Below are 23,193 nucleotides of genomic sequence, written 5' to 3' on the forward strand. Positions count from 1 at the left end.
TTCGTCACAGAATAACTTTACCGTTTCAGCACCTTTTGCACTATTGCCATAAGGCTTAATGTGCAAAGTAACGTCATTGCGTTTTGTACAAGGAAATCATCATGCTCCACCCGCGAGCCAGAACCATGCTGTTGCTGGCCATTCCGGCGTTAATCATTGGCGTGGTCTCAAGTCTGGTGCTCATTGTCGTGATGAAAGTCGCGTCGGTGCTGCAAACCATGTTATGGACGGCGCTTCCAGTAAAACTGGGGGTCGCCGCTGATTCGCCTGCGTGGATCGTCATCATGCTAACGCTGACCGGTATTGCGGTAGGCCTGGTGATCCGTTTCAGCCCCGGGCATGCCGGGCCTGACCCGGCGCAGGAGCCTCTGATTGGTGCCCCGGTGCCCCCTTCAGCACTACCAGGGCTTATTATTGCGTTGATTATGGGTCTGGCAGGCGGCGTCAGCCTGGGCCCTGAGCATCCCATCATGGCGGTGAATATTGGGATGGCGGTGTTCCTCGGTTCACGCATTTTGCCCCGCGTAAGCGCGCTGGACTGGACCATTCTCGCCTCCGCAGGCACCATCGGGGCGCTTTTCGGCACGCCTGTTGCCGCTGCGCTGATCTTTTCTCAGACGCTCAGCAGCAATAATGATGTTCCGCTCTGGGACAAACTCTTCGCCCCGCTGATGGCCGCCGCCGCCGGGGCGTTGACGACCAGCCTGTTTTTCCATCCCCATTTTTCACTCTCCCTGCCCCACTATGGCCAGATGCAGATCGCCGATATTTTCAGCGGCGCCATCGTGGTCGCCATTGCCATCGCACTGGGAATGGTGGCGGTATGGTGCCTTCCACGCCTGCACCGTCTGGTGCATAAGCTCAAACACCCGGTGTTGATTCTGGGAACTGGCGGTTTGATTCTCGGTATTTTAGGTGCCATCGGCGGGACGGTAACGCTGTTTAAAGGTCTGGATGAAATGCAGCAGCTGGCTTTCAGCCAGGTGTTTAGCGTATCCGATTATCTGCTGTTTGCGCTGATAAAACTCGCCGCGCTGGTGGTGGCTGCTGCCTGTGGTTTCCGCGGTGGACGCATCTTCCCTGCGGTGTTTATCGGCGTTGCGCTGGGGCTGATGCTGCATGAACATGTCGATGCCGTACCGGCGGCGATTACCGTCTCCTGTTCGATTCTGGGGCTGGTGCTGGTGGTGACGCGCGATGCCTGGCTGAGTCTGTTTATGGCCGCCGTGGTGGTGCCGGATACTACCCTTATCCCGTTACTGTGCATCGTGATGTTGCCCGCCTGGCTCCTACTGGCGGGCAAACCGATGATGATGGCCTGGCGAAACGACAGGTAATCAGGCGCTATTGCGCGCCTCCAGCGCCCTGGTAATCGCCCCCAGCAGCGGCGGGATGTCCGCTTTCGGCAGCATCACTTCAACCAGCGAGAGCCGCTCGTGGTGCGCCACTTTTTCGAGGACGTCCGCCAGTTCCTCCGCTTCACTGACCCGCCAGCACTGGGCCTGAGGATCGAGGCTCAGTGCCTGCGGAATTTGCGTCCAGTTCCAGAGCGCAATGTCGTTATACCGCTGCTCAGGTCCGTGGATCGCCCTTTCCACCGTGTACCCTTCGTTGTTAAGCACCAGAATGATGGGGTGCTGTTTATCCCGCAGCATCGAGCCGAGCTCCTGAATGGTGAGCTGCGCCGCGCCGTCCCCGGTCAGCACGATTACGCGCCGGTTCGGGCAGGCCGTTTGCGCACCAAATGCCGCCGCCAGCGTGTAGCCAATCGACCCCCACAGCGGCTGAACGATAAAATTCACGTCGGCCGGAAGGCGAAGATCGATCGCGCCGAAGGCCGACGTCCCCTGATCGGCAAGAATGATGTCCCCCGGTCGAATAAACGTCTGTAGCGTTCTCCAGAAATTCTCCTGCGTCAGCGAGCCGTCCGGCTGCGGGTAGGCCATCGCGCTTTGAGACGACGGTGCAGGCGTGCCGTGTACGTGCTGCTTGCACAGGTCCACCAGCGTCTCAATCGCCTGATGCATTGAAATGCCGGTAAACCAGATATCACCAACGCGGGCGGCATGAGGCTGGACTTCAATGGTTTGCGCCGGGGTTAACTGGTGGGTGAAGCCGGCGGTCAGGGTATCGGTAAATCGCGTCCCGATGCACAGCACCGTGTCCGCCCCTTCAATGGCCTCTTTCACCGCGCCGGCGCTCGCCGAACCGCTGTACGTACCGTAAAAACCCGCGTGACGCTCGTCAAAAATGCCCTTACCCATCAGCATGGTGGCGTGCGCCATCGGCACGTCTTTGACCCACTTCTGCAGGGCATGTTTCAGGCCATGGCGCAGGACAAGGAAATCAGCCAGCAGCGCGGTACGCTTGCTCATGGCCAGCTTGTTCTCAGCGGCATCGCGGAACGCCTTCAGGCAGGCACTATCGGCATGCGCATGTCTGAGAGTGAGAGCGTTTACAGGCGGGGTGGCAGCCTTTTTAGCCACATCAGCAGGCAGCATCAGGTAGCCTGGGCGGCGCTCCCGGAGCATGGTGGTCAGTACCCGGTCTATCTCATAACAGGCGTTTTGTTCGGTCAGGATCGCCTGGGCGGCAGTGATCGGCTCGCTCATATGGTAAAAGTGACGGAACTCGCCATCACCCAGCGTATGGTGCAGCAGTTCCCCTCGTTGCTGCGACGCCGTCCCCGGCGCGCCCACAATATGTAATACCGGAACGTGCTCAGCATAGCTGCCAGCGATGCCGTTCATGGCGCTTAACTCTCCGACGCCGAACGTCGTCAGCAGCGCGGCGAAGCCCTTACATCGGGCATAGCCGTCAGCGGCATAAGAGGCGTTTAATTCATTGGCACAGCCCACCCAACAGATATCCGGGCTGTCTATAACGTGGTCGAGAAACTGCAGGTTGTAGTCGCCTGGCACGCCAAACAGATGATCGGCTCCACACTCTGTAAGACGGTCCAGCAGGTAATCGGCGACGCAGTATGGGGTACGCATGAACAGGTATCCTTCTAATGTTGACCTCACTTTGAGTATTAAAGAAGCGTGATGACTGTCCAGAATCGGCAGTAAGAAGAGCATGGAAAGAATGCTTTACAAAAAAGGCTGCGCTATGCTGTTTTTTTTCAGGTACATGTAAACGCATACACTGATTCTTCTCTCCAGCGCCAGAGGTCACCAGAATGGGTTATCAGCCGGACCAAAATCGTTATCAGACAATGGAATATCGCCGCTGCGGACGAAGCGGGCTTTCGTTGCCCGCCATCTCGCTCGGGCTGTGGCATAATTTTGGCGATGCCACGCTGTTGGAAAACAGCCGTCAACTTTTACAGCGTGCGTTCGATCTGGGCATTACGCATTTCGACCTTGCCAACAACTATGGTCCGCCACCCGGATCCGCCGAACGTAATTTCGGCCGTATTTTGCAGGAAGATTTCCTGCCCTGGCGCGATGAGCTCATTATCTCAACCAAAGCAGGTTATACGATGTGGGAAGGCCCTTACGGCGACTGGGGGTCACGTAAATATCTGCTGGCAAGCCTCGATCAAAGTCTGAAGCGCATGGGGCTGGAGTATGTGGATATCTTCTATCACCACCGTCCAGACCCCCAAACGCCGCTGCAGGAAACCATGAAAGCGCTTGACCATGTGGTGCGTCAGGGAAAAGCCCTGTATGTCGGGTTATCCAACTATCCGGCTGTTCTGGCTCGCAAGGCGATTGATATCCTCAACGATCTCGGTACGCCCTGTCTTATCCACCAGCCAAAATACTCCATGTTTGAACGTGCGCCGGAAGCGGGGCTGCTGGAGGTGCTGCAGGAAAAAGGGGTCGGCTGCATTCCCTTCTCGCCGCTCGCCGGCGGGCAACTGACCAACCGCTATCTGAACGGTATTCCCGCAGACTCACGCGCGGCAAGCGACAGTAAGTTCCTTAACCCTGAGCAGATCACCGAAGAGAAACTGGAAACGGTAAGAAAGCTCAATGCCATGGCGGAAGGCCGTGGTCAGAAGCTCTCGCAGATGGCGCTGGCCTGGATATTACGCCACGACGCGGTCACGTCTGTTCTGATTGGTGCCAGTAAAACCACACAGATAGAGGATGCGGTGGGCATGCTCGTGAATCGCCATTTCAGCGCAGAAGAGCTGGCCACCATTGACGGGATCCTGAACGGCTCAAAATAGATACACTTTTAGCAAAAAGTGCTATCCCTTTTGAATTCGGAGTTGAGGCGATGAAACGAGACTTTACCAACTCGTAAAATTGCGTTAACAGGCCCCACAAGGCCCCGATCGTGAAGGAGAAAGAGTATGTTCAGGTCACTGATTCTTGCAGCGGTATTACTGGCTTCGGCCCCGCTGGTCGCCACTGCTGGCGAAATCACCCTGTTGCCATCAGTAAAATTACAAATTGGCGATCGTGACGACTACGGCAGATACTGGGACGGTGGCTACTGGCGCGACCGTGATTACTGGCATCGTCACTATGAGTGGCGCGGCGATCGCTGGTGGAAACATGATAATGGTTTGCATCGCGGCTGGTATAAAAACAACGCCTATGAGCGCGGTTATCGCGAAGGCTGGAACGACCGTGATGACCGCCGTGGCGGCTGGGATCGCGGCGGTAAAGGTCACGGTCATGGCCACGGTCATGGCCGTCACTAATCTAAAAAGGAGCCTCCCGGCTCCTTTTTTTATAACCCTAGTGCCGTCCCTATCAACAACCACAGGTTCAGCGCAACGACCACAACCACAATGGCCCACCCGGTCCTTTTCACCAGCGTTGAGTTAACCAGCTCACCCATCAGGGTTTTGTTGCTGGTAAAGATCAGCAGCGGCACCAGCGCCAGCGCAATCCCAAAACTCAACAGCACCTGGCTCATCACCAGAATTCGCGTGGGATCGAGCCCCATCAGAATTACGATAAATGACGGCAGCATGGTGACGGTACGACGCACCCACAACGGAATATGGAACCGGACAAACCCCTGCATGACCACCTGGCCTGCCAGGGTGCCCACAACGGTGGAAGAGAGACCGGCAGCCACCAGGCTCAGTCCAAATATCGTCGCGGCAGCATGGCTCAGTAACGGCTCCAGGGTGAGATAAGCCTGGTCGAGATCGGCAATGCCGGTATGGCCGTTAAAGTGGAAAGCGGCAGCGGCGGTCGCCATCATCGCCAGATTCACAAACCCGGCGATGGTCATGGCGATGGCCACATCCCATTTTGTCGCGGAGTAACGCTCTTTCCGCGTCCCGCCGTGCAGATGCTGCGTTAATGAGGAGTGAAGGTAAATCACATGCGGCATAATGGTCGCACCCAGCACCCCGGCGGCGAGGAACACCGCTTCCGAGGTTGGCAAATCTGGGATCAACATCCCTTTACCGAGCTGCGCCAGATTTGGCTGGGAGAAAATCAGCTCGACAATATACGCCGCCGCGACAAACAACAGCAGACCGCCGATGACCTTCTCCAGCGGTTTTTGACCACGACGCTGCAGCATCAGGATCAGGAACGTGGCGATCCCGGTCAGCACCGCCCCCTGTAGCAGCGACACGCCCAGAATCAGTTTGAACCCGATCGCCGCGCCGATAAATTCAGCGAGGTCCGTTGCCATGGCGATGATTTCTGCCTGCACCCAGTAAAGCCAGACGGCCGGACGCGGGTAGTGGTCGCGAATTTGCTCCGCCAGGTTTTTACCGGTGGCAATGCCCAGTTTTGCGGAGAGCATCTGAATCAGCATCGCCATCAGGTTCGCCCAGACGACCACCCACAGCAGCTTATAGCCGAAGCTGGCCCCGGCCTGAATATTGGTCGCAAAGTTACCTGGATCGATATAGCCAATGGCAGCAATGAACGCAGGTCCCATTAATGCGAACCGCAACTTGCGCGCTGCTCTGCCACTGCTACCCTCTACGCGACTGTTTGTCATGTCTGCCTCTGAAATATAGCCTTTGCTATGTTTAATGCTACCAAAATGAGAATGATTATCAAGATCATTTATAACGTTTACAGTGATTTCTCTGATAGCTTTGAACGATAGACGGGCGGGTAATCGGGGGCGATCTAACAGAAACTGAAATCGCGCGCTCTTTTGTGAAGACTAGCACACAAACTTAACTTTTCACTCATTTACCTAACATAACGAAAATGTATTGTGGATCACTATTTTTGAGACTCGTCACAGGATGTAACTATAGTGTGCCCTTGATCTCGTTTTCTTTTCCCTTGTTACATAGAATGTGCACGAAAATTAAACCTGCCTCATATTTGGAGCAAATATGGACCGCGTCCTTCATTTTGTCCTGGCACTTGTTGTCGTTACTGCACTCGCATTGCTGGTCAGCACAGACCGCAAAAAAATTCGTATTCGTTATGTTGTCCAACTGCTGGTCATTGAAGTTTTACTTGCGTGGTTCTTCCTGAACTCCAACGTAGGCCTTGGCTTCGTGAAAGGCTTCTCCGAAATGTTCGAAAAACTGCTCGGATTCGCCAATGAAGGAACGAACTTTGTCTTCGGTAAGATGAACGATGAAGGTCTGGCATTCTTCTTCCTGAAGGTGCTGTGCCCTATCGTCTTCATCTCTGCGCTGATCGGTATTCTGCAGCACATCCGCGTTCTGCCGTTTGTGATTCGTGGCATTGGTTTCCTGTTATCCAAAGTCAACGGCATGGGTAAGCTGGAATCCTTCAACGCCGTGAGCTCCCTGATCCTCGGTCAGTCTGAAAACTTCATCGCGTATAAAGATATTCTCGGCAAGATGTCCCGCAACCGCATGTACACCATGGCGGCCACCGCAATGTCTACCGTATCCATGTCTATCGTGGGCGCGTATATGACCATGCTGGAGCCAAAATACGTGGTTGCTGCGCTGGTTCTGAACATGTTCAGCACATTTATTGTGCTGTCGCTGATCAACCCGTACCGCGTTGACGCCAGCGAAGAGAACATCCAGATGTCAAACCTGCACGAAGGTCAGAGCTTCTTCGAAATGCTGGGTGAATATATTCTGGCTGGTTTCAAAGTGGCAATTATCGTTGCCGCCATGCTGATCGGTTTTATTGCGCTGATTTCTGCGCTGAACGCCCTGTTCGCCGCGGTGCTGGGTATCTCCTTCCAGGGCATTCTGGGCTACATCTTCTACCCGGTTGCATGGGTGATGGGTGTTCCTGCTCACGAAGCGCTGCAGGTGGGCAGTATCATGGCGACCAAACTGGTTTCTAACGAATTCGTTGCGATGATGGATTTGCAGAAAATTGCCAGCACGCTTTCTCCACGCGCGGAAGGCATCCTGTCCGTGTTCCTGGTCTCCTTCGCGAACTTCTCGTCTATCGGTATCATCGCCGGTGCGATTAAAGGTCTGAACGAAGAACAGGGTAACGTGGTTTCTCGCTTCGGCCTGAAACTGGTTTACGGCTCTACCCTGGTGAGCGTTCTGTCTGCGTCTATCGCAGCACTGGTACTGTAACCTTTACTGTTAAACAAAAAACCGGGAGCCTGCTCCCGGTTTTTTTATGCCTGTAACTCTTCCAGTGGTCTGGGTTTGCCGATCAGATAGCCCTGCAGGTAATCCACACCGCAGCGAAGCAGCATCTCCCGCTGCGCCGGTGTTTCGACGTATTCCGCGACGACGCATAGTGATTTGGTCTTCGCCAGATTACACATTGACTGCACGATCATCGCATCCATGTCATCTGTACAAATGTCTTTCACAAAACAGCCGTCAATTTTAATGATGTCCGCCTGCAGACGTCGCAGACGCTCATAGTTAGCATAGCCGGTACCAAAATCATCAATCGCAATCCGGAAACCGTAATCCCGCAGTTGCTGAATATTGTTAATGCTGCTGCCTGAATTTGAGAAAGCCTGTTCCTCCGTAATTTCAATAACGACAGCCTGCGGCGCGACGCCATACCGTTCAAAGAGCGCACAAATCTCGCCAGCGACCTCTTTTTGCATCAGCGTCAGCGGCATCAGATTGACCGAGAAGCGGGCACCGGCCTGCGTTTCAGGATTGGCGCGCAGCCACATCAGTAGCTTTTCCATAATGCACATATCGAACCGATGACTCAGGTTAAACTGGGCAATTAATGGAATAAAGCGATCGGGGGTAATGATCTCCCCTTCACTTTCCATGCGCGCCAGGATCTCGTTGTACCCGCTACCGTCCGCCTTCTGGATGGGCTGCGCGTATAAATGGAACTGCCCTGCATCCAGCGCATGCTTAATCCGCGCGAGCATGAGTACGCGTTCGGTCGTTTGCCCTGATGCCGCTTCCAGGCTGTTAGTGAGCGCAAGCACGTTGTGCGCGCCGCAGGCCTGTTCTGCCAGCCAGCTCAGCTGGCCCAGCGTGTGATGCAGCTTTTCGCCGTTTTCGACCATTCCCCAGGATGCGCCAAATTCAATATCCAGCCCGGTTTTGTTCCAGAAAATCTTACTGCTGTTGAGCCGGTCGACCATAGTCTGAAGGCGTTCAGCAATGTCTGACCCGAGCAATACCAGCACCAGCTCGCTTCCGGGCAACTGGAAGATCATCTCATCCTTCTGCAAAAGCGGCTGAAGCGACGTGGCAATCGTTCGTTTGCAATGCACCCGCATGAGGATCCCGTAGTGGCGGCTCAAAAACTCCAGATTGTCCATGCGCAGAATGCACACTTTGGCAGCCGGGTGGATCTCAAGATAATCCTCCAGCGCACGAATATTGGGCAAACCGGTTAACGGATCGGTGAGCGCCCTTCCCTGCCAGCCCCGCTTCAGCCACTCGCTGCGCTGGTAAATGCGCGACATATACAGCAGACAGATGGCGAAAGAGATCAGCACGGAGAGGATGAAGGAGAGCGAATGGCCCGATTCCACCCCGTTAAGGAAGTTGTAGTTGTAGTTCAACAGCAGGAGCGCTGATGTGGCCCAAAGCAGAGAGATAAGCGCGTAGGTCAGGCGACTTATCGCTAGCGTAAAAAGAATAAAAATCAGCGGCATTAAATAGCCCGCAATGACGGGAGATTCAAAAGGCCCACATAAAATGACGAGAATGAAACTTAACAGTATTAGCCAGACGAAAATATATAATGAATTCTTGTGTAAAAACACCGGCTTCACGCTTCGCCGCCAGAAGGTCACGGCATAACGAGGATTAATTATCATTCTTAATGGGTAATAGAACATCATGGTAAAAATCAGCGCTGCGCATATCAGGCTTTGGATGTCCACTACGTTATAAATTACCGTGCCTTCGCCGAAAAAGGTTGAAATAGTCAGCGGGAAATCAAATAAATAGCCTGCCATATACATCGACAGCTTAATGCCTACCGGCACGATAAAACCGAGCCAGAAGATACGTAATCCGATATGCTTGTTAGGGATGCAGTAGCGCCAGCGCTTACCCAGCATAAGACGCAGCACGCCGCACGCTGTGAACAACGCAAAGGTCTGACAGAACAGTAATACTGAATATTGTAGCGGTGCTAAATTAACGTAAAATAAATTAGTGACAGTAAAACCTAACAATATGGGAAGTATGGCCCTGCGCCCAAATAGCAAAATAATCGCCAGCATAACGCTTAGCGGTAACCATGCTAAATAAACGTCGTGACCATTAACCATTGCGCGGGGAGAAAGATAACGGGAGACAGGTACCGCAATCAGGCATAGCGCCAGGGCAATTATAAATATCTTTACGTTATTGTAAGTTTTTCTATTCATTAAGCAGGGACGTATATTATCCGTTCGTATCATTGACCGGGTGGATAATATGTTTATTAATTGCGCGAATCAAGTTCAAGTCTATTTATGGACTGGTTTATTGATGTCGATTGAGGTGAGAGACAGAAATATCTCTATTTGATAACAAAAGAGGGTAATGGACATAACAAACAGATAAAAAAAACCCTCGTCATTTGACGAGGGTTTACAATTTTGGTGGAGCTAAGCGGGATCGAACCGCTGACCTCTTGCATGCCATGCAAGCGCTCTCCCAGCTGAGCTATAGCCCCACATGTGACTTTACTAACCGTACTCTGTTGGGTTCAGAGTTTGGTGGAGCTAAGCGGGATCGAACCGCTGACCTCTTGCATGCCATGCAAGCGCTCTCCCAGCTGAGCTATAGCCCCATCGTAAAGCTGTCATGTTGACGGGCGGCATAATATGAATTCCGCTGCGGAGTGTCAACGGCAAAATCAATACCCGCCGTTCAATCGCCGAAAAATCATGCAAATGAATCACTTTGCGAGCCTGCTCGCAGTCATGAGTTAAGCCTGTCACGTTTTCGTCTAAAACGGTGCTATAAAATGAACCGTTAATTGACCCCACAAATATTCAGGAAATTGCATGATCAAGGAACGAATGACGCCAGAAGAGTTAGCCCTCCTCACTGGCTATAGCCGCCAGACCATCAATAAATGGGTACGCAAAGAGGGTTGGATTACATCGCCAAAACCGGGAGTCCAGGGCGGGAAAGCGCGTCTGGTGCATGTGAACGAAAAAGTGCGTGACTTTATTCGCAGTGCACGACGGGCAACCGAAACGCCCGAGCTGCCCGAAGGCGCCAGCCACGACAGTTCGCTTCATACCCTGCTCCTGACGCTGGCCAACGAAATGACGCCGGAAGAACAGAAACAGATGACATCACTGTTACTGCGGGAAGGGATTACCGGATTGCTGCAACGTTTAGGGATTCGCGATCGGAATGAATATTAAAAATTTACCTGGCAAAATGACCACGGAAGAACTGGCGCTAATTTTGGGGGTTGCCAGGCAGACGGTTAATCGCTGGATACGCCAGCAGGCGTGGAAAACCGAAGGGCTCAACGGTGTGAAAGGCGGTCGGGCGAGGCTTATTCATGTTGATGCACGCGTGAAAGACTATATTAAGCGCCTCCCGGCGATCCGGAGCCGTCAGGCGGTTTACCATCTCGCTGAGGCCACCACCGCATATCATAGCTCCCCTACAAGCCTGCGCCCGGGCATTATTGAGACGCTGGAGAATATGACTGAGCTGGAGCAGAAGCGTCTGGAAGACTTTTTGAAGCGCGAAGGGATACGCGGCTTTCTTACGCGCCTGGATATTGCTGAACAAAATGCATAAAAAAAAACGGCAGGTTACCCTGCCGTTCTTCTTTTCGGGGAGGTCATTACTGCTGGTTTTCACGCTCGGCGATAAAATCCAGCGCCTTGTTAATGCGCGCCACGCTGCGTGACTTGCCGATAGCATGGACAGTCACATCCAGCGCCGGAGACTGGCCTGCACCGGTCACCGCAACGCGCAGTGGCATACCCACTTTACCCATGCCCACTTCCAGCTCGTCTGCCGTCGCCTGAATGGCATGATGCACATTCTCAGCGGTCCACTCGGTGAGTGCAGCAAGCTTGTCACGTACCACCTCCAGCGGCTGACGCGCAACAGGGCGGAGATGTTTCTTCGCGGCGTCCGCGTCAAACTCATCAAACTCTTCATAGAAGTAGCGGCAGCTTTCAGCAATCTCTTTCAGCGTCTTGCAGCGCTCGCCGAGCAGTCTCACCAGATCCGCCAGTTCAGGGCCGGTGCGGGTATCAATATTTGCCTGCTCAATGTGCCACTGCAGGTACGTCGCCACATATTCTGGCTGCATGGTATTGATGTAATGGTGGTTCAGCCACAGCAGTTTGTCGGTGTTGAACGCGCTCGCCGATTTACTCACAGAACTCAGAGAGAACAGTTCGATCATCTCTTCGCGGCTGAAGATCTCCTGGTCACCATGAGCCCAGCCCAGACGCACCAGATAGTTCAGCAGTGCTTCCGGCAGGTAGCCGTCGTCGCGGTACTGCATAACGCTTACCGCACCGTGACGTTTAGACAGTTTTTTCCCGTCGTCGCCGTTGATCATCGAAACGTGCGCATAAACAGGCACAGGTGCGTTCAGTGCTTTCAGGATGTTGATCTGACGTGGCGTGTTGTTGATATGGTCTTCACCACGAACAACGTGGGTAATTTCCATATCCCAGTCGTCAACCACAACGCAGAAGTTATACGTTGGAGAACCGTCGGTACGGCGGATGATCAGGTCATCCAGCTCCTGGTTGCTGAATTCGATCGGACCACGGATCTGGTCGTCGAAGATCACAGAGCCCTCTTGCGGGTTAGCAAAACGCACCACGCAAGGCTCATCAGCGGCATGTTCGCTGTGGTCGTGACGGCAACGGCCGTCATAGCGTGGCTTTTCACCGTTTGCCATCTGCTCTTCACGCAGCGCATCCAGACGCTCTTTGGAGCAGTAGCATTTATACGCTGTGCCCGCGACCAGCATCTCATCAATGACAGCGTTATAGCGGTCAAAGCGTTTAGTCTGGAAGTAAGGACCTTCATCCCACTCCAGATTCAGCCAGTTCATCCCATCCATAATGGCTTCAATTGCTTCTGGCGTGGAGCGCTCAAGATCGGTGTCTTCAATACGCAGCACGAACTCACCTTTGTTATGGCGTGCAAAGAGCCAGGAATAGAGAGCAGTACGAGCACCACCGACGTGCAGATAGCCTGTCGGGCTCGGCGCGAAGCGAGTTTTGATTTTCATGAAATGGCCTTACGTTATAAAGATGCCGGTAATCGGCAAATCCCGGGGAAAAAACGATGGGCAATATTCTATCACTGTGGGGGGATTCCTCAATGTTGATCCCTTTATCGTGAAGGAGTTTGCGATTTTTGTTTAGAAATCATGCGCCACTGCCCGTTTCGCGATCGTTTTGTCTAATTTTACGACGAACGAATAAAAACTTTAGAAAATGCGTTGACTCATTTTCAACTCTCCCTATAATGCGACTCCACACAGCGGGGGTGATTAGCTCAGTTGGTAGAGCATCTCCTTTACACGGAGGGGGTCGGCGGTTCGAGCCCGTCATCACCCACCATCTACTTCACGTAGACTCGCAGTGTAGATAAGCATTGAGATTGGGCGATTAGCTCAGTTGGTAGAGCATCTCCTTTACACGGAGGGGGTCGGCGGTTCGAGCCCGTCATCGCCCACCATTCTCATCTTATCGAAGTAGTTCCGAAATGGGCGATTAGCTCAGTTGGTAGAGCATCTCCTTTACACGGAGGGGGTCGGCGGTTCGAGCCCGTCATCGCCCACCATTTCGGGTCGTTAGCTCAGTTGGTAGAGCAGTTGACTTTTAATCAATTGGTCGCAGGTTCGAATCCTGCACGACCCACCAATGTAAAAAAGCGCCCTAAAGGCGCTTTTTTGCTTTCTGGGATATATATGATTCGAACCTGTTGCAGGTTCGAGCCGAACGTAGTGAGGCACAGGAGCCGTTTTCGGCGACGGCCCGAAGGGCGAGGCGAAGCCGAGTCATCCTGCACGACCCACCAATGTAAAAAAGCGCCCTAAAGGCGCTTTTTTGCTTTCTGCGATATATACGATTCGAACCTGTTGCAGGTTCGAGCCGAACGTAGTGAGGCACAGGAGCCGTTTTCGGCGACGGCCCGAAGGGCGAGCGGAAAACCGTATTCCTTTAAAAATTATGCGTTTTTCTCGTCTGGCAGACGTCTTAATTAAATGAAGGATAAGATATAACATTTCGGTCTGGAAAAGACGCAAAAAAGGCAATATAAAATAACGATTTAGGTGAAAAAACAATGAAACTCAGCGAACGTGCCAGACGCTTTGCAACCCAGGCTCATCGTAAAGCCGGTCAAAAACGTAAGTTCACAGGCGAACCTTATATTGTCCACCCTGCATCCGTCGTCAAATTACTACAAAGCATAAATCCAACCGAAGAAATGATCGCAGCGGCATGGCTCCATGATGTCGTTGAGGATACGGGAGTTACACTGGAAACCATCGATTCGTTGTTCGGCGTGGAGGTCGGACAATATGTTGAAATGCTGACGGATGTCAGGCCCAGGCGAACGGGAGGCTCTCGTATTGACCGCAAGAATGCCAATCTCATTCACAGCGCGCGGGCAAATGCCGGAGCACAAACGATAAAGTTATGCGATCTTATAGATAATGCAAGAGATGTTGTGGCGCGCGACCCGATTTTTGCCTGCGAATATATTTTAGAGATGAAAAGGTTGCTCAGTGTCCTCACATCCGGAGATCAAATCCTGTATGCACAAGCCCGCGCGCTATGCGATGAAGGACTTGCCCTGCTGTGTCAGCAGCAGGGAAGCGATGCATGGTTCGTAGAGAGCTGGGCGCAGTATGAACAGCACACGCCACTCAGCTCGGTGACAACGTGGTCAGAAAAAGAATTGCCGGAATCGTTACCGCAGCCAGTACCGTCTGAACAGAAATAATGCCTGCTGAGAGGCGGTAATCTCCACCAAGCAGTTTGGACATGATGTAGGCAGAGGGAGTACAAGGAAGAGCGTTGAAGAGTACGACAGTTGCCAGTACAGGACCACTTATTCCTGACCATATACCAATGAGTAGTGTCACCAGAGGAACAAAAAGAAGCTTAACGATTGTCGACTGCAACACGGCACCGTGAGAAGCACGGGCCGCTTTCAGATCCAGCCCGGCACCTACAGCCAGTAGCCCCAGAGGCAGAGAAGCACCTCCCAGAATATGCAAAATGTCGGATACAATCTGCGGTAAATGCAAACTCGCGACATTAAAAAGCAGCCCAGCAAGCACCGAAATTATGACAGGGTTACGTACCAGCGCCCTGATGATTTGTGCCTGCGCGGGTTTCGAACCCTGACCGTAATACATCAGTACAATAATGGATGCCACATTCAAAAGAGGAATCGCTACAGCGATACTAATCGACGTGACTGCCAACCCGGTAGTGCCATAGGTTGCTGCCGCTGCCGCCACCCCAATATAGGTATTCGGCCGTAATGCTCCCTGAATGACAGAGGAAAATACAGGACCTGACTGTCTGCTTAATCCCCGCCAGATCCAAAGAGACAGTGCTGCCAGCAGCACTGCCCCAAGGATAGACCATGCGATAGGCTTGACCGGAAATTCCCCCAGGTCAGCCGAGGCAACCTGGGAGAACATTAGCGCAGGGAACAGCCAAAAGTAATTGAGCTTCTCACAGGGCAACCAAAATTGCATATCAATAAAATTGCGCGAGCGCAGCATATAGCCCAGGGCAATCAGAAACATGACAGGAATAAGAGCGAGCAGAGTCGTAATCATGGTCGTCAGATATATCCCTTCGTTAGCACCAGAATGCCATATACCGCAATAAAGGCTGTCAGCAGACCTTCATATACGGATGGGCTAGCGCGACGGAAAAGTACGTTCCCTACTCCCCAGTAAACAAATAGTGCAAATGGTGCGGCCATAAAGCCGGAGAGACTCAGAGAATGTGGTTTCAGGATAGTAAGCGTAAGCAATTGTATTATGCCAAACATCAGATAATAGCGTGAGACTTCTGCGCGTATGGCTGTCTTTTCGTTTTGAATGGTTGAGGCATAGAGAGCCAATAATGCCCCACCCATATTTGTTACCCCATGCAAAGCCCCCATCACTAGCACATAAAGGCGCTGATATTTAATAAGTCTGGCACTGATAAACTGTCTAAAATTTGTACTCAATCTCACTACTGCAGAAAATATGAGTACCAGACCAATAATGAAGTCAAAATTAAACTTTCCACCTGAAGTAATAATGACACTCAGAAAGATAATCACAGCAGCCGCACACAAGGCCATATTTAAAATTTCTTTCCTGTCTACACGCCATCCATGACCAGTATATAACTGAGTCAATGAAATCAGGACCGATGAAGGCAAAAGCAGGCCCAGGACAGACGAAAAATCATACCCTAGCAGGAGAAGTGCTGGTGTCCCAAAGACCAGAATACCCATGCCAAAGATAGATTGAACCACTGAAAACAGCATAATAACAGGCAAGAAGAGATATTCGTGTTCCATTTATGCCACCTCTGCTTCATTGCGTTTTATCAACTGATGCTGAAGCCAGGCTTTTACATTAAGAGTGTGAATTACATTTCCATTAAGGCTATTACTGTCCTGTTGAGCAGAGATAATCACGACATAATCATCTTCAAGAAGATATCCACTATGGGTTAATTTTCTCAAAAGTTGATCTTCGCCCTGTAGTGATATTTCATCCTCGTTTTTAATATACACGCTGGTCACATTCGGAAGTAGATTCCAGCTACGTGTCAATTCTGGATGTGTTCCTATGGCTAATACAGGCAATCCGGCATCAGACATAGCAGCAATGCGCACGGCGTAACCCGTACGGGAAAGGACGACCAGGCGAGTCAGCGGTAAAGCCTTTGCAAGCGCACGAATGGTATGTCTGAGATCGCTGTCTGTTGGCTCTTTGACGGTATGATAAGGTGAGTGGCGCCCCGTAGCCGCGAGTGTCGCAATACGACTGATCCGATCAACAGCCTCAACCGGATAGCGACCCACAGCCGTTTCACCGGAAAGCATAACAGCTGAAGCGCCATCCAATATAGCATTAGTGATATCGCTGACTTCCGCTTTTGTTGGTAAAGGATTTTCAATCATGCTGTGGAGCATTTCAGTCGCAACAATGGTGGGCTTACCTGCGCGAGCCGCTTCACGGAGGATTTTTTTCTGATAAAGGGCCACATGATCAATGGATGTTTCAACGGCAAGATCGCCACGGTCAATCATAATCACATCTGCCGAATCTACAATTTCAGCAAGATGAGTAATCCCCCCACGGTTTTCTACTTTTGCCACGATACGCGGAACGGGTGCAGCAATCAGATCACGAATGGCTTCAATATGCTCCCGGCTTTCAACAAAACTGATTCCGATATAATCAACACCGATTGATTTAGCAAATTCAATCATTGCTCGATCTTTATCTGTTACCAAAGACTGCCCAAGGTCGATACCAGGAACATTTATTCCCTTACGACTCCTTAATTTGCCATCCATATTAGCCCGCAAATAAATATCTCTTCCCTGAATGTTGTCAACAACAAATGAAAGCGTTCCGTCATCTGCGAAAACGCCGTCGCCGACGGATAATTTCTCATGAAGCCGATCAAATCCGACGGGAACTTTTTCTGTACCGTCATGGCGGGTATCTGTTGTCAGTATTATTGTATCGCCACTTTTGAACGAAGGTTCATGAGCCAACTGGAGTGTCCGAATTTTCCTTCCAGGAATATCCAGCAGTACAGGAACATCAGGAACGGTGTTACGCAGAAGCTTAACCGTTTCTGCATGCCATTCGGAGGTATTATGAGAACCATTTAATCGAGCAACGGACATGCCTGCTTTGCGTAATTTGAGTAACGTGTCAGTATTGTCTGAAGCCGGGCCGATAGTAGCGATAACGCGTGAACCTGTCATAAATAACTCCTTGTATAAGAAAAGCTCTTTATGACAGTTTTATGACAATTCAGTTAATGATATTAAACTATTTAATATGCCTAATAATTATTACAGCAATTTTATGATGATCCGAACCTGTAATTTCAACATTTCCATAATTAGGGATTTCTTATACATATTTTCAATAAGAAGATAAAAAGCGTTTTATCCCCTCAGCCAGCCGTCAACGTCGCAATCAACGTCTTCACCGCAGGCGTCGCCTGCTTCTCGTCATACACCACATACAAATCGGCCGGTATACGCTCCTTCATCAGCGGCGAAAACCCGGCCTGCTGGCAGACGCGATGTAAAAATGCCCAATCAGAATGCGCAGAAGGCATCGTGACAAAATACTCGTCCTGCAATGCTGAGAGCGCAATTGCTGATTCGCTCACCAGACGGTGATCTTCCGGCATCGCCACCAGAAAAGCGGCGTCATACAACCGCACGCTGGTTAACCCCGCGGTGGGTTCGGTTGCCATTCGCCAGATGCCCACGTCCAGCTCCCGCCGCTCAAGCAGCGCCATCTGCATGACCGGGGATTTTTCACGAAACACGACATCTACATTCGGATGCGCTTTTAAAAAAGCGTGTATTACCGTGCGCACCTCGCTCCACATCGCAGTGCCGAAAATCCCCAGCTCAATGCGCCCAAACTCCCCCCGGCCAATTTGCTCGACGCGAGCCAACGCCTGGTTTGCGCTGGCGAGCAACCGGCGCGACTCTTCCATCAGCACTTTACCGGCATGTGTCAGGGCGACACTTCGCGAGTGGCGAATGAACAGTAACGTGCCCAGCTGGCTTTCCAGTTCTTTAATATGCAAGCTGAGCGGCGGCTGAGACATATTGAGACGGGCCGCAGCCCGTCCAAAATGTAGTTCCTCCGCCACGGCCAGAAAGTAGCGCAGCAACTTGAGATCGGTACGATAGACGCGTTCCATCAAAACATATCCTGGCGATAACATTGATGCGCCTGCCTTAAGGCCTTTCACCCTCCACAGGGGAAATTGAGTGCGCAACTGTACGCATCTCGCTATTTTTACAGGTATGGCGATAGTTAAAACTGAAATAAAACACCACCGCGAGCGCCAGCGCGTAGGTTGCAAACACCAGCCAGATCGTCTGCCACTCTTTCACCCCGTCCACCGAGAAATAATCTACGGTTATACCGCTCAATACCGAACCGACATACGCAATGTAACTCCCTGCCAGATATGGCAGTTTTCCTCAAGCTAATCCCGTCGGTGCCGATACCTCTGTTTTATAACGCGAGGAAAAAGTATGACGACCATTCAGGCTTCAACCCAACCTATTCAGACCAGCGGCGGGAGCGGTACTTCCAGCAGTAACGATATCGCCGCGCAAATCAGCCGCATTCTCGATAAGATCAAAAAGCTGACTCAGCAGTTAAAAGAGCTGGCGAACAGCCCCGGCAGCGCGGATGAGAAGAAAAAGCAGCAGGAACTGATTCAGACCCAGATCAAAGTGCTGCAGGCGCAACTCGCCGCGCTGCAGCGCCAGCAGGCGGAAGAGGCGCAGAAGAAGCAGGATCAAAAACTCGGCAAAGTGGAAGGTGTTAACAGCCCGTCAGACACGCATCAGATCGATATCTACATCTAATCTTCTGATGCGTTAAACAGTGGGTCGCGTATGCGGGCCTCGGTTAATCGCTGTGCCTGGATACGCACCACTTCCCAGATGGCCTGGGCGGCACCCGAGAGGGAACGATTTTTTCGCCGAACCAGCATCAGCTTTCTCTCCACAACGGGCGTGAGTCGCTTCACGGCCAGCCGGCTTCCCTGCGGCAGGGGAAGCGCCAGAGCCGGCAACACGCTGATCCCGATTCCGGCTTCCACCATCGGAAACAGCGTCGCCGGGTGACCAATTTCCTGTACGATCGTTGCCGTTACGCCCTGATTCACCAGCGCGGAGTCAATCAACGGACGGCTGCCCGAGGCATAGTCCTGTAATACCAGATTTGCGCCCTGCAGGCGCTGCCAACTGACCTCCGGCAAGATTGCCAGCGGATCGTCGTCCCGACAGAGCAGTAAAAAAGGCTCTGAAAGCACGCTCTCACACGTCAGATCGCTCACCTGGCCGGGATCGATAACAATACCGAAATCCACATCTCCCTGGCGGATGCTTTCCAGCACCCACTGCTGCGGCCTGTCATGCAACACAAAATCGATATCCGGATAACGCTGGTTGCCCTCTGCGATACATTGCGGGATAAGGTGTGCAGAAATTGTCTGGCTGGCTGCGACCCGCACCGTACCCGAAAGCTGCTGCCCCAGTCTCCCGACGTCTCTGAGCGTGCTGTTCAGTTCATCCAGCAGCCGTTCGAGGCGCAAAGCCAGCTGTTGCCCCGCTTCGGTCAGGACAACCTCGCGCGTGGTACGGTCAAGCAGCCTCACGCCGGTCTGATTCTCCAGCTCTTTCACACTGTGGCTGACCGCCGACTGGCTCAGGCCAATCATCTCCCCTGCCCGACTAAAGCTGCGGGCATGCGCGACGGTAACGAAAATACGAAGCTGGCGTAAGGAGTAATTCATCTGTTTCGTTCATGAATGGATGCAATAAATCAATTTTATTTCTCAAATGGAAAAAAGCACAATAGCGACATCTGTTTTCAGGAGTCATTATGAAACTATTTCGTATTGTTGATCCGTTTACGCTTACCCTGGTCATTACCGTTTTACTGGCCTCTTTCTTTCCCGCTCGCGGGGGATTCGTCCCGTTCTTTGAAGGGCTAACCACAGCCGCCATCGCCCTGCTGTTCTTTATGCACGGGGCGAAACTCTCCCGCGAAGCCATTATCGCCGGCGGTAGCCACTGGCGACTGCATCTGTGGGTGATGTGCAGCACCTTTATTCTTTTCCCGATCCTCGGCGTGCTGTTTGCCTGGTGGGCGCCGGTTAACGTCGACCCGGCGCTCTACACCGGTTTCCTGTATCTGTGTATTTTGCCGGCCACCGTGCAGTCCGCCATTGCGTTTACCTCTCTGGCGGGAGGGAACGTAGCGGCCGCCGTCTGCTCGGCATCGGCATCCAGTCTGCTGGGGATTTTCGTCTCCCCGCTGCTGGTCGGCCTGCTGATGAACATGCACGGCGCGGAAGGTAACCTTGAGCAGGTGGGCAAAATCTGCCTGCAACTGCTGCTGCCGTTTGTGCTGGGCCATCTCTCCCGACCGTGGACCGGCGCGTTTGTGGCAAAGCACAAGAAATGGATTTCAAAAACCGATCAGTCGTCGATTCTGCTGGTGGTCTATTCCGCCTTCAGTGAAGCGGTCGTGAACGGGATCTGGCACAAGGTGGGCGCAGGCTCGCTGCTGTTTATCGTGGTGGTCAGCCTCATCCTGCTGGCGATTGTGATTGCCGTGAACGTCTTTGTGGCACGCAAGTGCGGATTCAACAAAGCGGATGAGATCACCATTGTCTTCTGCGGTTCGAAGAAGAGCCTGGCAAACGGTATCCCGATGGCCAACATTCTGTTCCCGACCTCGGTGATTGGGATGATGGTGCTACCGCTGATGATTTTCCATCAGATCCAGCTGATGGTCTGCGCGGTGCTGGCGCGTCGCTATAAGCGCCAGACGGAAAAACTGGCGCAGGAAGAGACCCGCGCCGCGAAGGCTTAAGGACGTTTCAGGGGCTGGACCAGTTGGGTCAGCCCCTCCGTTTTGATCAGTAACGTGATAGCTATCAGCTCGCCCAGTCGCCCGGCCGGAAACTCATCCTTGCGGGCAAACCACAGCAGATACTCCTCCGGCAGGTCAATCAGCCTGCGGCCCTTATATTTACCGAACGGCATCTCCGTATTAGCGATCTCGACGAGCTGCTCTTTCTCCACCTTACTCTCCTAACAGACGCATCATTTCCGCTTCGTCGATAACCTCAATCCCCAGCTCCTGGGCTTTCGCCAGCTTGGAACCGGCGGCTTCCCCGGCGATCACCAGGTCGGTTTTCTTTGACACGCTACCCGCCACTTTAGCTCCCAGTGCGACCAGACGTGCTTTTGCATCATCACGGGATAGCTGGCTCAGGCTACCGGTCAGCACCACTGTTTTACCGGCGAACGGGCTGTCGATCTCTTCGGCATTGACGACGACCGGCGCAGGCCATTTGATGCCCTCGGCCAGCAGCTTGCCGATGACCTCGCGGTTGCTCTCTTCAGCAAAGAAGTTAAAGACATGCGTGGCGACGACGATGCCGACATCCGGAACTTTCTGCAGTTCGTCGATGCTCGCGTTTTCCAGCGCCTCCAGCGTACCAAAATACGCCGCCAGCCCTGCTGCCGTCGCTTCACCCACTTCACGAATGCCGAGCGCATAAAGGAAACGGGCGAAGGTGGTCTCTTTAGCCGCTTCCAGGGCGTTAACCACATTTTGGGCCGACTTTGGCCCCATGCGGTCAAGACCTGTCAGCTTGCCCGCGGTCAGTTTGAAGAGATCCGCGGGGGTATGGACATACTCTTTCTCAACCAGCTGGTCGATAATCTTGTCGCCCATGCCGTCGACGTCCATCGCCCGACGGGAGACAAAGTGCTTCAGTGACTCTTTACGCTGCGCGCCACAGATTAAACCGCCCGTGCAGCGCGCCACCGCTTCACCTTCCACACGCTCAACGTCAGAGCCACACACCGGGCAATGGGTCGGGAAGACAACCTCGCGCGTATCGTCAGGACGTTCTGACTCAACGACGTTAACCACCTGCGGGATGACATCGCCCGCGCGGCGGATCACCACTTTGTCACCGATACGCAGACCAAGGCGTTCGATCTCATCGGCATTATGCAGCGTGGCGTTACTCACCAGCACACCCGCAACCTGCACGGGCTCCAGACGCGCGACAGGGGTGATGGCGCCCGTCCGTCCTACCTGGAACTCCACGTCGCGCACAAAGGTCATCTGCTCCTGGGCCGGGAACTTAAACGCCACCGCCCAGCGCGGCGCACGCGCCACAAAGCCCAGCTGCTCCTGCAGCGCCAGCGAGTTTACCTTAATGACCACACCATCAATGTCGAAACCGAGTGTCGGACGGTCCTCTTCAACCTTGTGATAGAACGCAAGCACCGCCTCCGGTGAGTCGCAAAGCTGGACGCGGTTGCTTACCGGCAGCCCCCATGCCTTAAACTGCAGCAGACGGCCGAGATGCGTATCCGGCAGCTCGCCGCCTTCCAGAATACCGACACCGTAGCAGAAGAAAGTAAGCGGTCGCTTCGCGGTGATGCGCGGATCCAGCTGACGCAGAGAGCCTGCCGCCGCATTACGCGGGTTTGCAAATACCTTCCCGCCAGTGCGGCGCGCTTCCTCGTTGATTTTCTCGAAGCCCGCCTGCGGGAGGAACACTTCGCCACGCACTTCCAGACGCGCTGGAATGTTGTCACCCTGCAGCTTCAGCGGGATCGCGCGAATGGTGCGCACGTTGGTGGTAATGTCTTCCCCCGTGGTGCCATCCCCTCGGGTCGCGGCACGCACCAGTACGCCGTTTTCGTAGAGAAGGCTGACTGCCAGGCCATCCAGCTTTAGCTCGCAGCACCAGGTCAGAGAGTCGTTGCTTTTCAGGCGATCCTGCACGCGCTTGTTAAACGCCAGGAAGCTCTCTTCATCGAAGACGTTATCCAGCGACAGCATCGGTACTTCATGACGTACCTGGCTGAATGCCCCCAGCGGCTCGGCGCCAACGCGCTGGGTGGGGGAATCAGGGGTGATAAGTTCCGGGTGTTGCGCCTCTAATTCACGCAGCTCGCGCATCAGGCGGTCGTACTCGGCATCCGGGACTTCCGGCGCGTCCATAACATGATAGAGATATTCATGATGGCGAAGCGTGGTTCGCAGTTCAGTGAGTTGTTGTTCGATTGAGTCCATATCACACCATCAATGAGAAAAA

The 23,193-nt window shown here is 53.0% G+C and carries 20 protein-coding genes, 6 tRNA genes, 1 other RNA gene and 1 pseudogene; 14 read left to right on the forward strand and 14 right to left on the reverse strand.

The window, feature by feature from the left end; all coding sequences use genetic code 11:
- Nucleotides 1-101: 101 nt before the first annotated feature.
- Nucleotides 102-1,337: an ion channel protein gene (locus C1N69_RS16030; protein ID WP_155031519.1), complete on the forward strand. Its 1,236-nt coding sequence runs from the start codon at nt 102-104 to the stop codon at nt 1,335-1,337.
- Here C1N69_RS16030 and ipdC read toward each other — a convergent pair whose 3' ends face one another.
- Nucleotides 1,338-2,996 carry an indolepyruvate decarboxylase gene (ipdC, locus tag C1N69_RS16035; RefSeq protein ID WP_047959169.1) on the reverse strand — a complete coding sequence of 553 codons (1,659 nt, stop codon included), beginning with the start codon at nt 2,994-2,996 and terminating at the stop codon, nt 1,338-1,340.
- Between the two features lie 185 nt (nt 2,997-3,181).
- Between ipdC and mgrA the strand changes: the two genes are divergently transcribed.
- A complete protein-coding gene (gene mgrA, locus C1N69_RS16040; protein WP_047959170.1) occupies nt 3,182-4,180 on the forward strand; it encodes an L-glyceraldehyde 3-phosphate reductase in 999 nt (332 codons plus the stop codon).
- 126 nt (nt 4,181-4,306) lie between these two features.
- A complete protein-coding gene (locus C1N69_RS16045; RefSeq protein ID WP_045285811.1) occupies nt 4,307-4,660 on the forward strand; it encodes a DUF2502 domain-containing protein in 354 nt (117 codons plus the stop codon).
- Nucleotides 4,661-4,689: 29 nt separating this feature from the next.
- Here C1N69_RS16045 and C1N69_RS16050 read toward each other — a convergent pair whose 3' ends face one another.
- Nucleotides 4,690-5,928: an Nramp family divalent metal transporter gene (locus C1N69_RS16050; protein ID WP_025758760.1), complete on the reverse strand. Its 1,239-nt coding sequence runs from the start codon at nt 5,926-5,928 to the stop codon at nt 4,690-4,692.
- Between the two features lie 349 nt (nt 5,929-6,277).
- Between C1N69_RS16050 and C1N69_RS16055 the strand changes: the two genes are divergently transcribed.
- The gene (locus C1N69_RS16055; protein WP_008501591.1) at nt 6,278-7,465 is read left to right on the forward strand and encodes a NupC/NupG family nucleoside CNT transporter; all 1,188 of its coding nucleotides are present in this window, start codon (nt 6,278-6,280) and stop codon (nt 7,463-7,465) included.
- 44 nt (nt 7,466-7,509) lie between these two features.
- On the opposite strand, the gene C1N69_RS16060 is transcribed toward C1N69_RS16055, so the two are convergent.
- The 3 genes from C1N69_RS16060 to C1N69_RS16070 all read right to left on the reverse strand — a co-directional run bounded on the left by C1N69_RS16060 (nt 7,510) and on the right by C1N69_RS16070 (nt 10,106).
- On the reverse strand, nt 7,510-9,699 hold the full coding sequence (locus tag C1N69_RS16060; protein ID WP_155031520.1) for a sensor domain-containing phosphodiesterase: 2,190 nt from the start codon (nt 9,697-9,699) through the stop codon (nt 7,510-7,512).
- Nucleotides 9,700-9,913: 214 nt separating this feature from the next.
- Nucleotides 9,914-9,989 (reverse strand) — tRNA-Ala (locus C1N69_RS16065).
- Nucleotides 9,990-10,030: 41 nt separating this feature from the next.
- Nucleotides 10,031-10,106, reverse strand: a tRNA-Ala gene (locus C1N69_RS16070).
- A 217-nt stretch (nt 10,107-10,323) separates the two neighbouring features.
- On the opposite strand from C1N69_RS16070, the gene C1N69_RS16075 reads away from it, so the two are divergent.
- Both C1N69_RS16075 and C1N69_RS16080 read left to right on the forward strand, forming a co-directional pair.
- A complete protein-coding gene (locus C1N69_RS16075) occupies nt 10,324-10,692 on the forward strand; it encodes a YfeC-like transcriptional regulator (RefSeq protein ID WP_045285814.1) in 369 nt (122 codons plus the stop codon).
- Nucleotides 10,688-11,080: a YfeC-like transcriptional regulator gene (locus C1N69_RS16080; protein WP_202911315.1), complete on the forward strand. Its 393-nt coding sequence runs from the start codon at nt 10,688-10,690 to the stop codon at nt 11,078-11,080. Before C1N69_RS16075 ends, C1N69_RS16080 begins: the two co-directional genes overlap by 5 nt.
- Nucleotides 11,081-11,126: 46 nt before the next feature.
- Here C1N69_RS16080 and gltX read toward each other — a convergent pair whose 3' ends face one another.
- Nucleotides 11,127-12,542 carry a glutamate--tRNA ligase gene (gene gltX, locus C1N69_RS16085; protein WP_088244323.1) on the reverse strand — a complete coding sequence of 472 codons (1,416 nt, stop codon included), beginning with the start codon at nt 12,540-12,542 and terminating at the stop codon, nt 11,127-11,129.
- 258 nt (nt 12,543-12,800) lie between these two features.
- Here gltX and C1N69_RS16090 point away from each other — a divergent pair.
- The 6 genes from C1N69_RS16090 to C1N69_RS16115 all read left to right on the forward strand — a co-directional run bounded on the left by C1N69_RS16090 (nt 12,801) and on the right by C1N69_RS16115 (nt 14,266).
- Nucleotides 12,801-12,876 (forward strand) — tRNA-Val (locus C1N69_RS16090).
- A 42-nt stretch (nt 12,877-12,918) separates the two neighbouring features.
- A tRNA-Val gene (locus C1N69_RS16095) sits at nt 12,919-12,994 on the forward strand.
- Nucleotides 12,995-13,023: 29 nt separating this feature from the next.
- Nucleotides 13,024-13,099: transfer RNA gene (locus C1N69_RS16100), tRNA-Val, on the forward strand.
- Between the two features lie 4 nt (nt 13,100-13,103).
- Nucleotides 13,104-13,179 (forward strand) — tRNA-Lys (locus C1N69_RS16105).
- 29 nt (nt 13,180-13,208) lie between these two features.
- A non-coding RNA gene (locus C1N69_RS16110) (RtT sRNA) lies at nt 13,209-13,336 on the forward strand.
- Nucleotides 13,337-13,603: 267 nt separating this feature from the next.
- The gene (locus tag C1N69_RS16115; RefSeq protein ID WP_155031521.1) at nt 13,604-14,266 is read left to right on the forward strand and encodes an HD domain-containing protein; all 663 of its coding nucleotides are present in this window, start codon (nt 13,604-13,606) and stop codon (nt 14,264-14,266) included.
- Here C1N69_RS16115 and C1N69_RS16120 read toward each other — a convergent pair.
- The 5 genes and pseudogenes from C1N69_RS16120 to C1N69_RS16140 form a co-directional block, all read right to left on the reverse strand.
- Nucleotides 14,190-15,116, reverse strand: a complete 927-nt coding sequence (locus C1N69_RS16120; RefSeq protein WP_045406126.1) for an AEC family transporter — start codon at nt 15,114-15,116, stop codon at nt 14,190-14,192. The two genes, C1N69_RS16115 and C1N69_RS16120, sit on opposite strands and share 77 nt — an antisense overlap.
- Nucleotides 15,117-15,121: 5 nt before the next feature.
- Nucleotides 15,122-15,856 carry a TSUP family transporter gene (locus C1N69_RS16125; protein WP_155031522.1) on the reverse strand — a complete coding sequence of 245 codons (735 nt, stop codon included), beginning with the start codon at nt 15,854-15,856 and terminating at the stop codon, nt 15,122-15,124.
- On the reverse strand, nt 15,857-17,284 hold the full coding sequence (gene pyk, locus C1N69_RS16130) for a pyruvate kinase (protein ID WP_155031523.1): 1,428 nt from the start codon (nt 17,282-17,284) through the stop codon (nt 15,857-15,859).
- A gap of 194 nt (nt 17,285-17,478) precedes the next feature.
- Nucleotides 17,479-18,246 (reverse strand): LysR family transcriptional regulator, encoded by a 768-nt coding sequence (locus tag C1N69_RS16135; RefSeq protein WP_047959178.1) that lies wholly within the window; start codon nt 18,244-18,246, stop codon nt 17,479-17,481.
- A gap of 37 nt (nt 18,247-18,283) precedes the next feature.
- Nucleotides 18,284-18,499: pseudogene (locus C1N69_RS16140) on the reverse strand (hypothetical protein); the annotation flags it as partial.
- 87 nt (nt 18,500-18,586) lie between these two features.
- Here C1N69_RS16140 and C1N69_RS16145 point away from each other — a divergent pair.
- Nucleotides 18,587-18,925: a FlxA-like family protein gene (locus tag C1N69_RS16145; RefSeq protein WP_045406118.1), complete on the forward strand. Its 339-nt coding sequence runs from the start codon at nt 18,587-18,589 to the stop codon at nt 18,923-18,925.
- On the opposite strand, the gene C1N69_RS16150 is transcribed toward C1N69_RS16145, so the two are convergent.
- Nucleotides 18,922-19,857: a LysR family transcriptional regulator gene (locus C1N69_RS16150; protein WP_095451902.1), complete on the reverse strand. Its 936-nt coding sequence runs from the start codon at nt 19,855-19,857 to the stop codon at nt 18,922-18,924. The two genes, C1N69_RS16145 and C1N69_RS16150, sit on opposite strands and share 4 nt — an antisense overlap.
- A gap of 89 nt (nt 19,858-19,946) precedes the next feature.
- On the opposite strand from C1N69_RS16150, the gene C1N69_RS16155 reads away from it, so the two are divergent.
- Nucleotides 19,947-20,942, forward strand: coding sequence for a bile acid:sodium symporter family protein (locus tag C1N69_RS16155; protein ID WP_095441530.1), 996 nt, complete (start codon nt 19,947-19,949; stop codon nt 20,940-20,942).
- Here the strand turns inward: C1N69_RS16155 and C1N69_RS16160 are convergent.
- Together C1N69_RS16160 and ligA are read right to left on the reverse strand one after the other, a co-directional pair.
- Nucleotides 20,939-21,154 (reverse strand): DUF3820 family protein, encoded by a 216-nt coding sequence (locus tag C1N69_RS16160; RefSeq protein ID WP_155031524.1) that lies wholly within the window; start codon nt 21,152-21,154, stop codon nt 20,939-20,941. The two genes, C1N69_RS16155 and C1N69_RS16160, sit on opposite strands and share 4 nt — an antisense overlap.
- 1 nt (nt 21,155) lies before the next feature.
- Nucleotides 21,156-23,171: an NAD-dependent DNA ligase LigA gene (gene ligA, locus C1N69_RS16165; protein ID WP_047959181.1), complete on the reverse strand. Its 2,016-nt coding sequence runs from the start codon at nt 23,169-23,171 to the stop codon at nt 21,156-21,158.
- Between the last annotated feature and the right edge of the window lie 22 nt (nt 23,172-23,193).

It is taken from the genome of Enterobacter sichuanensis, from assembly GCF_009036245.1.
Classification (GTDB): domain Bacteria; phylum Pseudomonadota; class Gammaproteobacteria; order Enterobacterales; family Enterobacteriaceae; genus Enterobacter; species Enterobacter sichuanensis.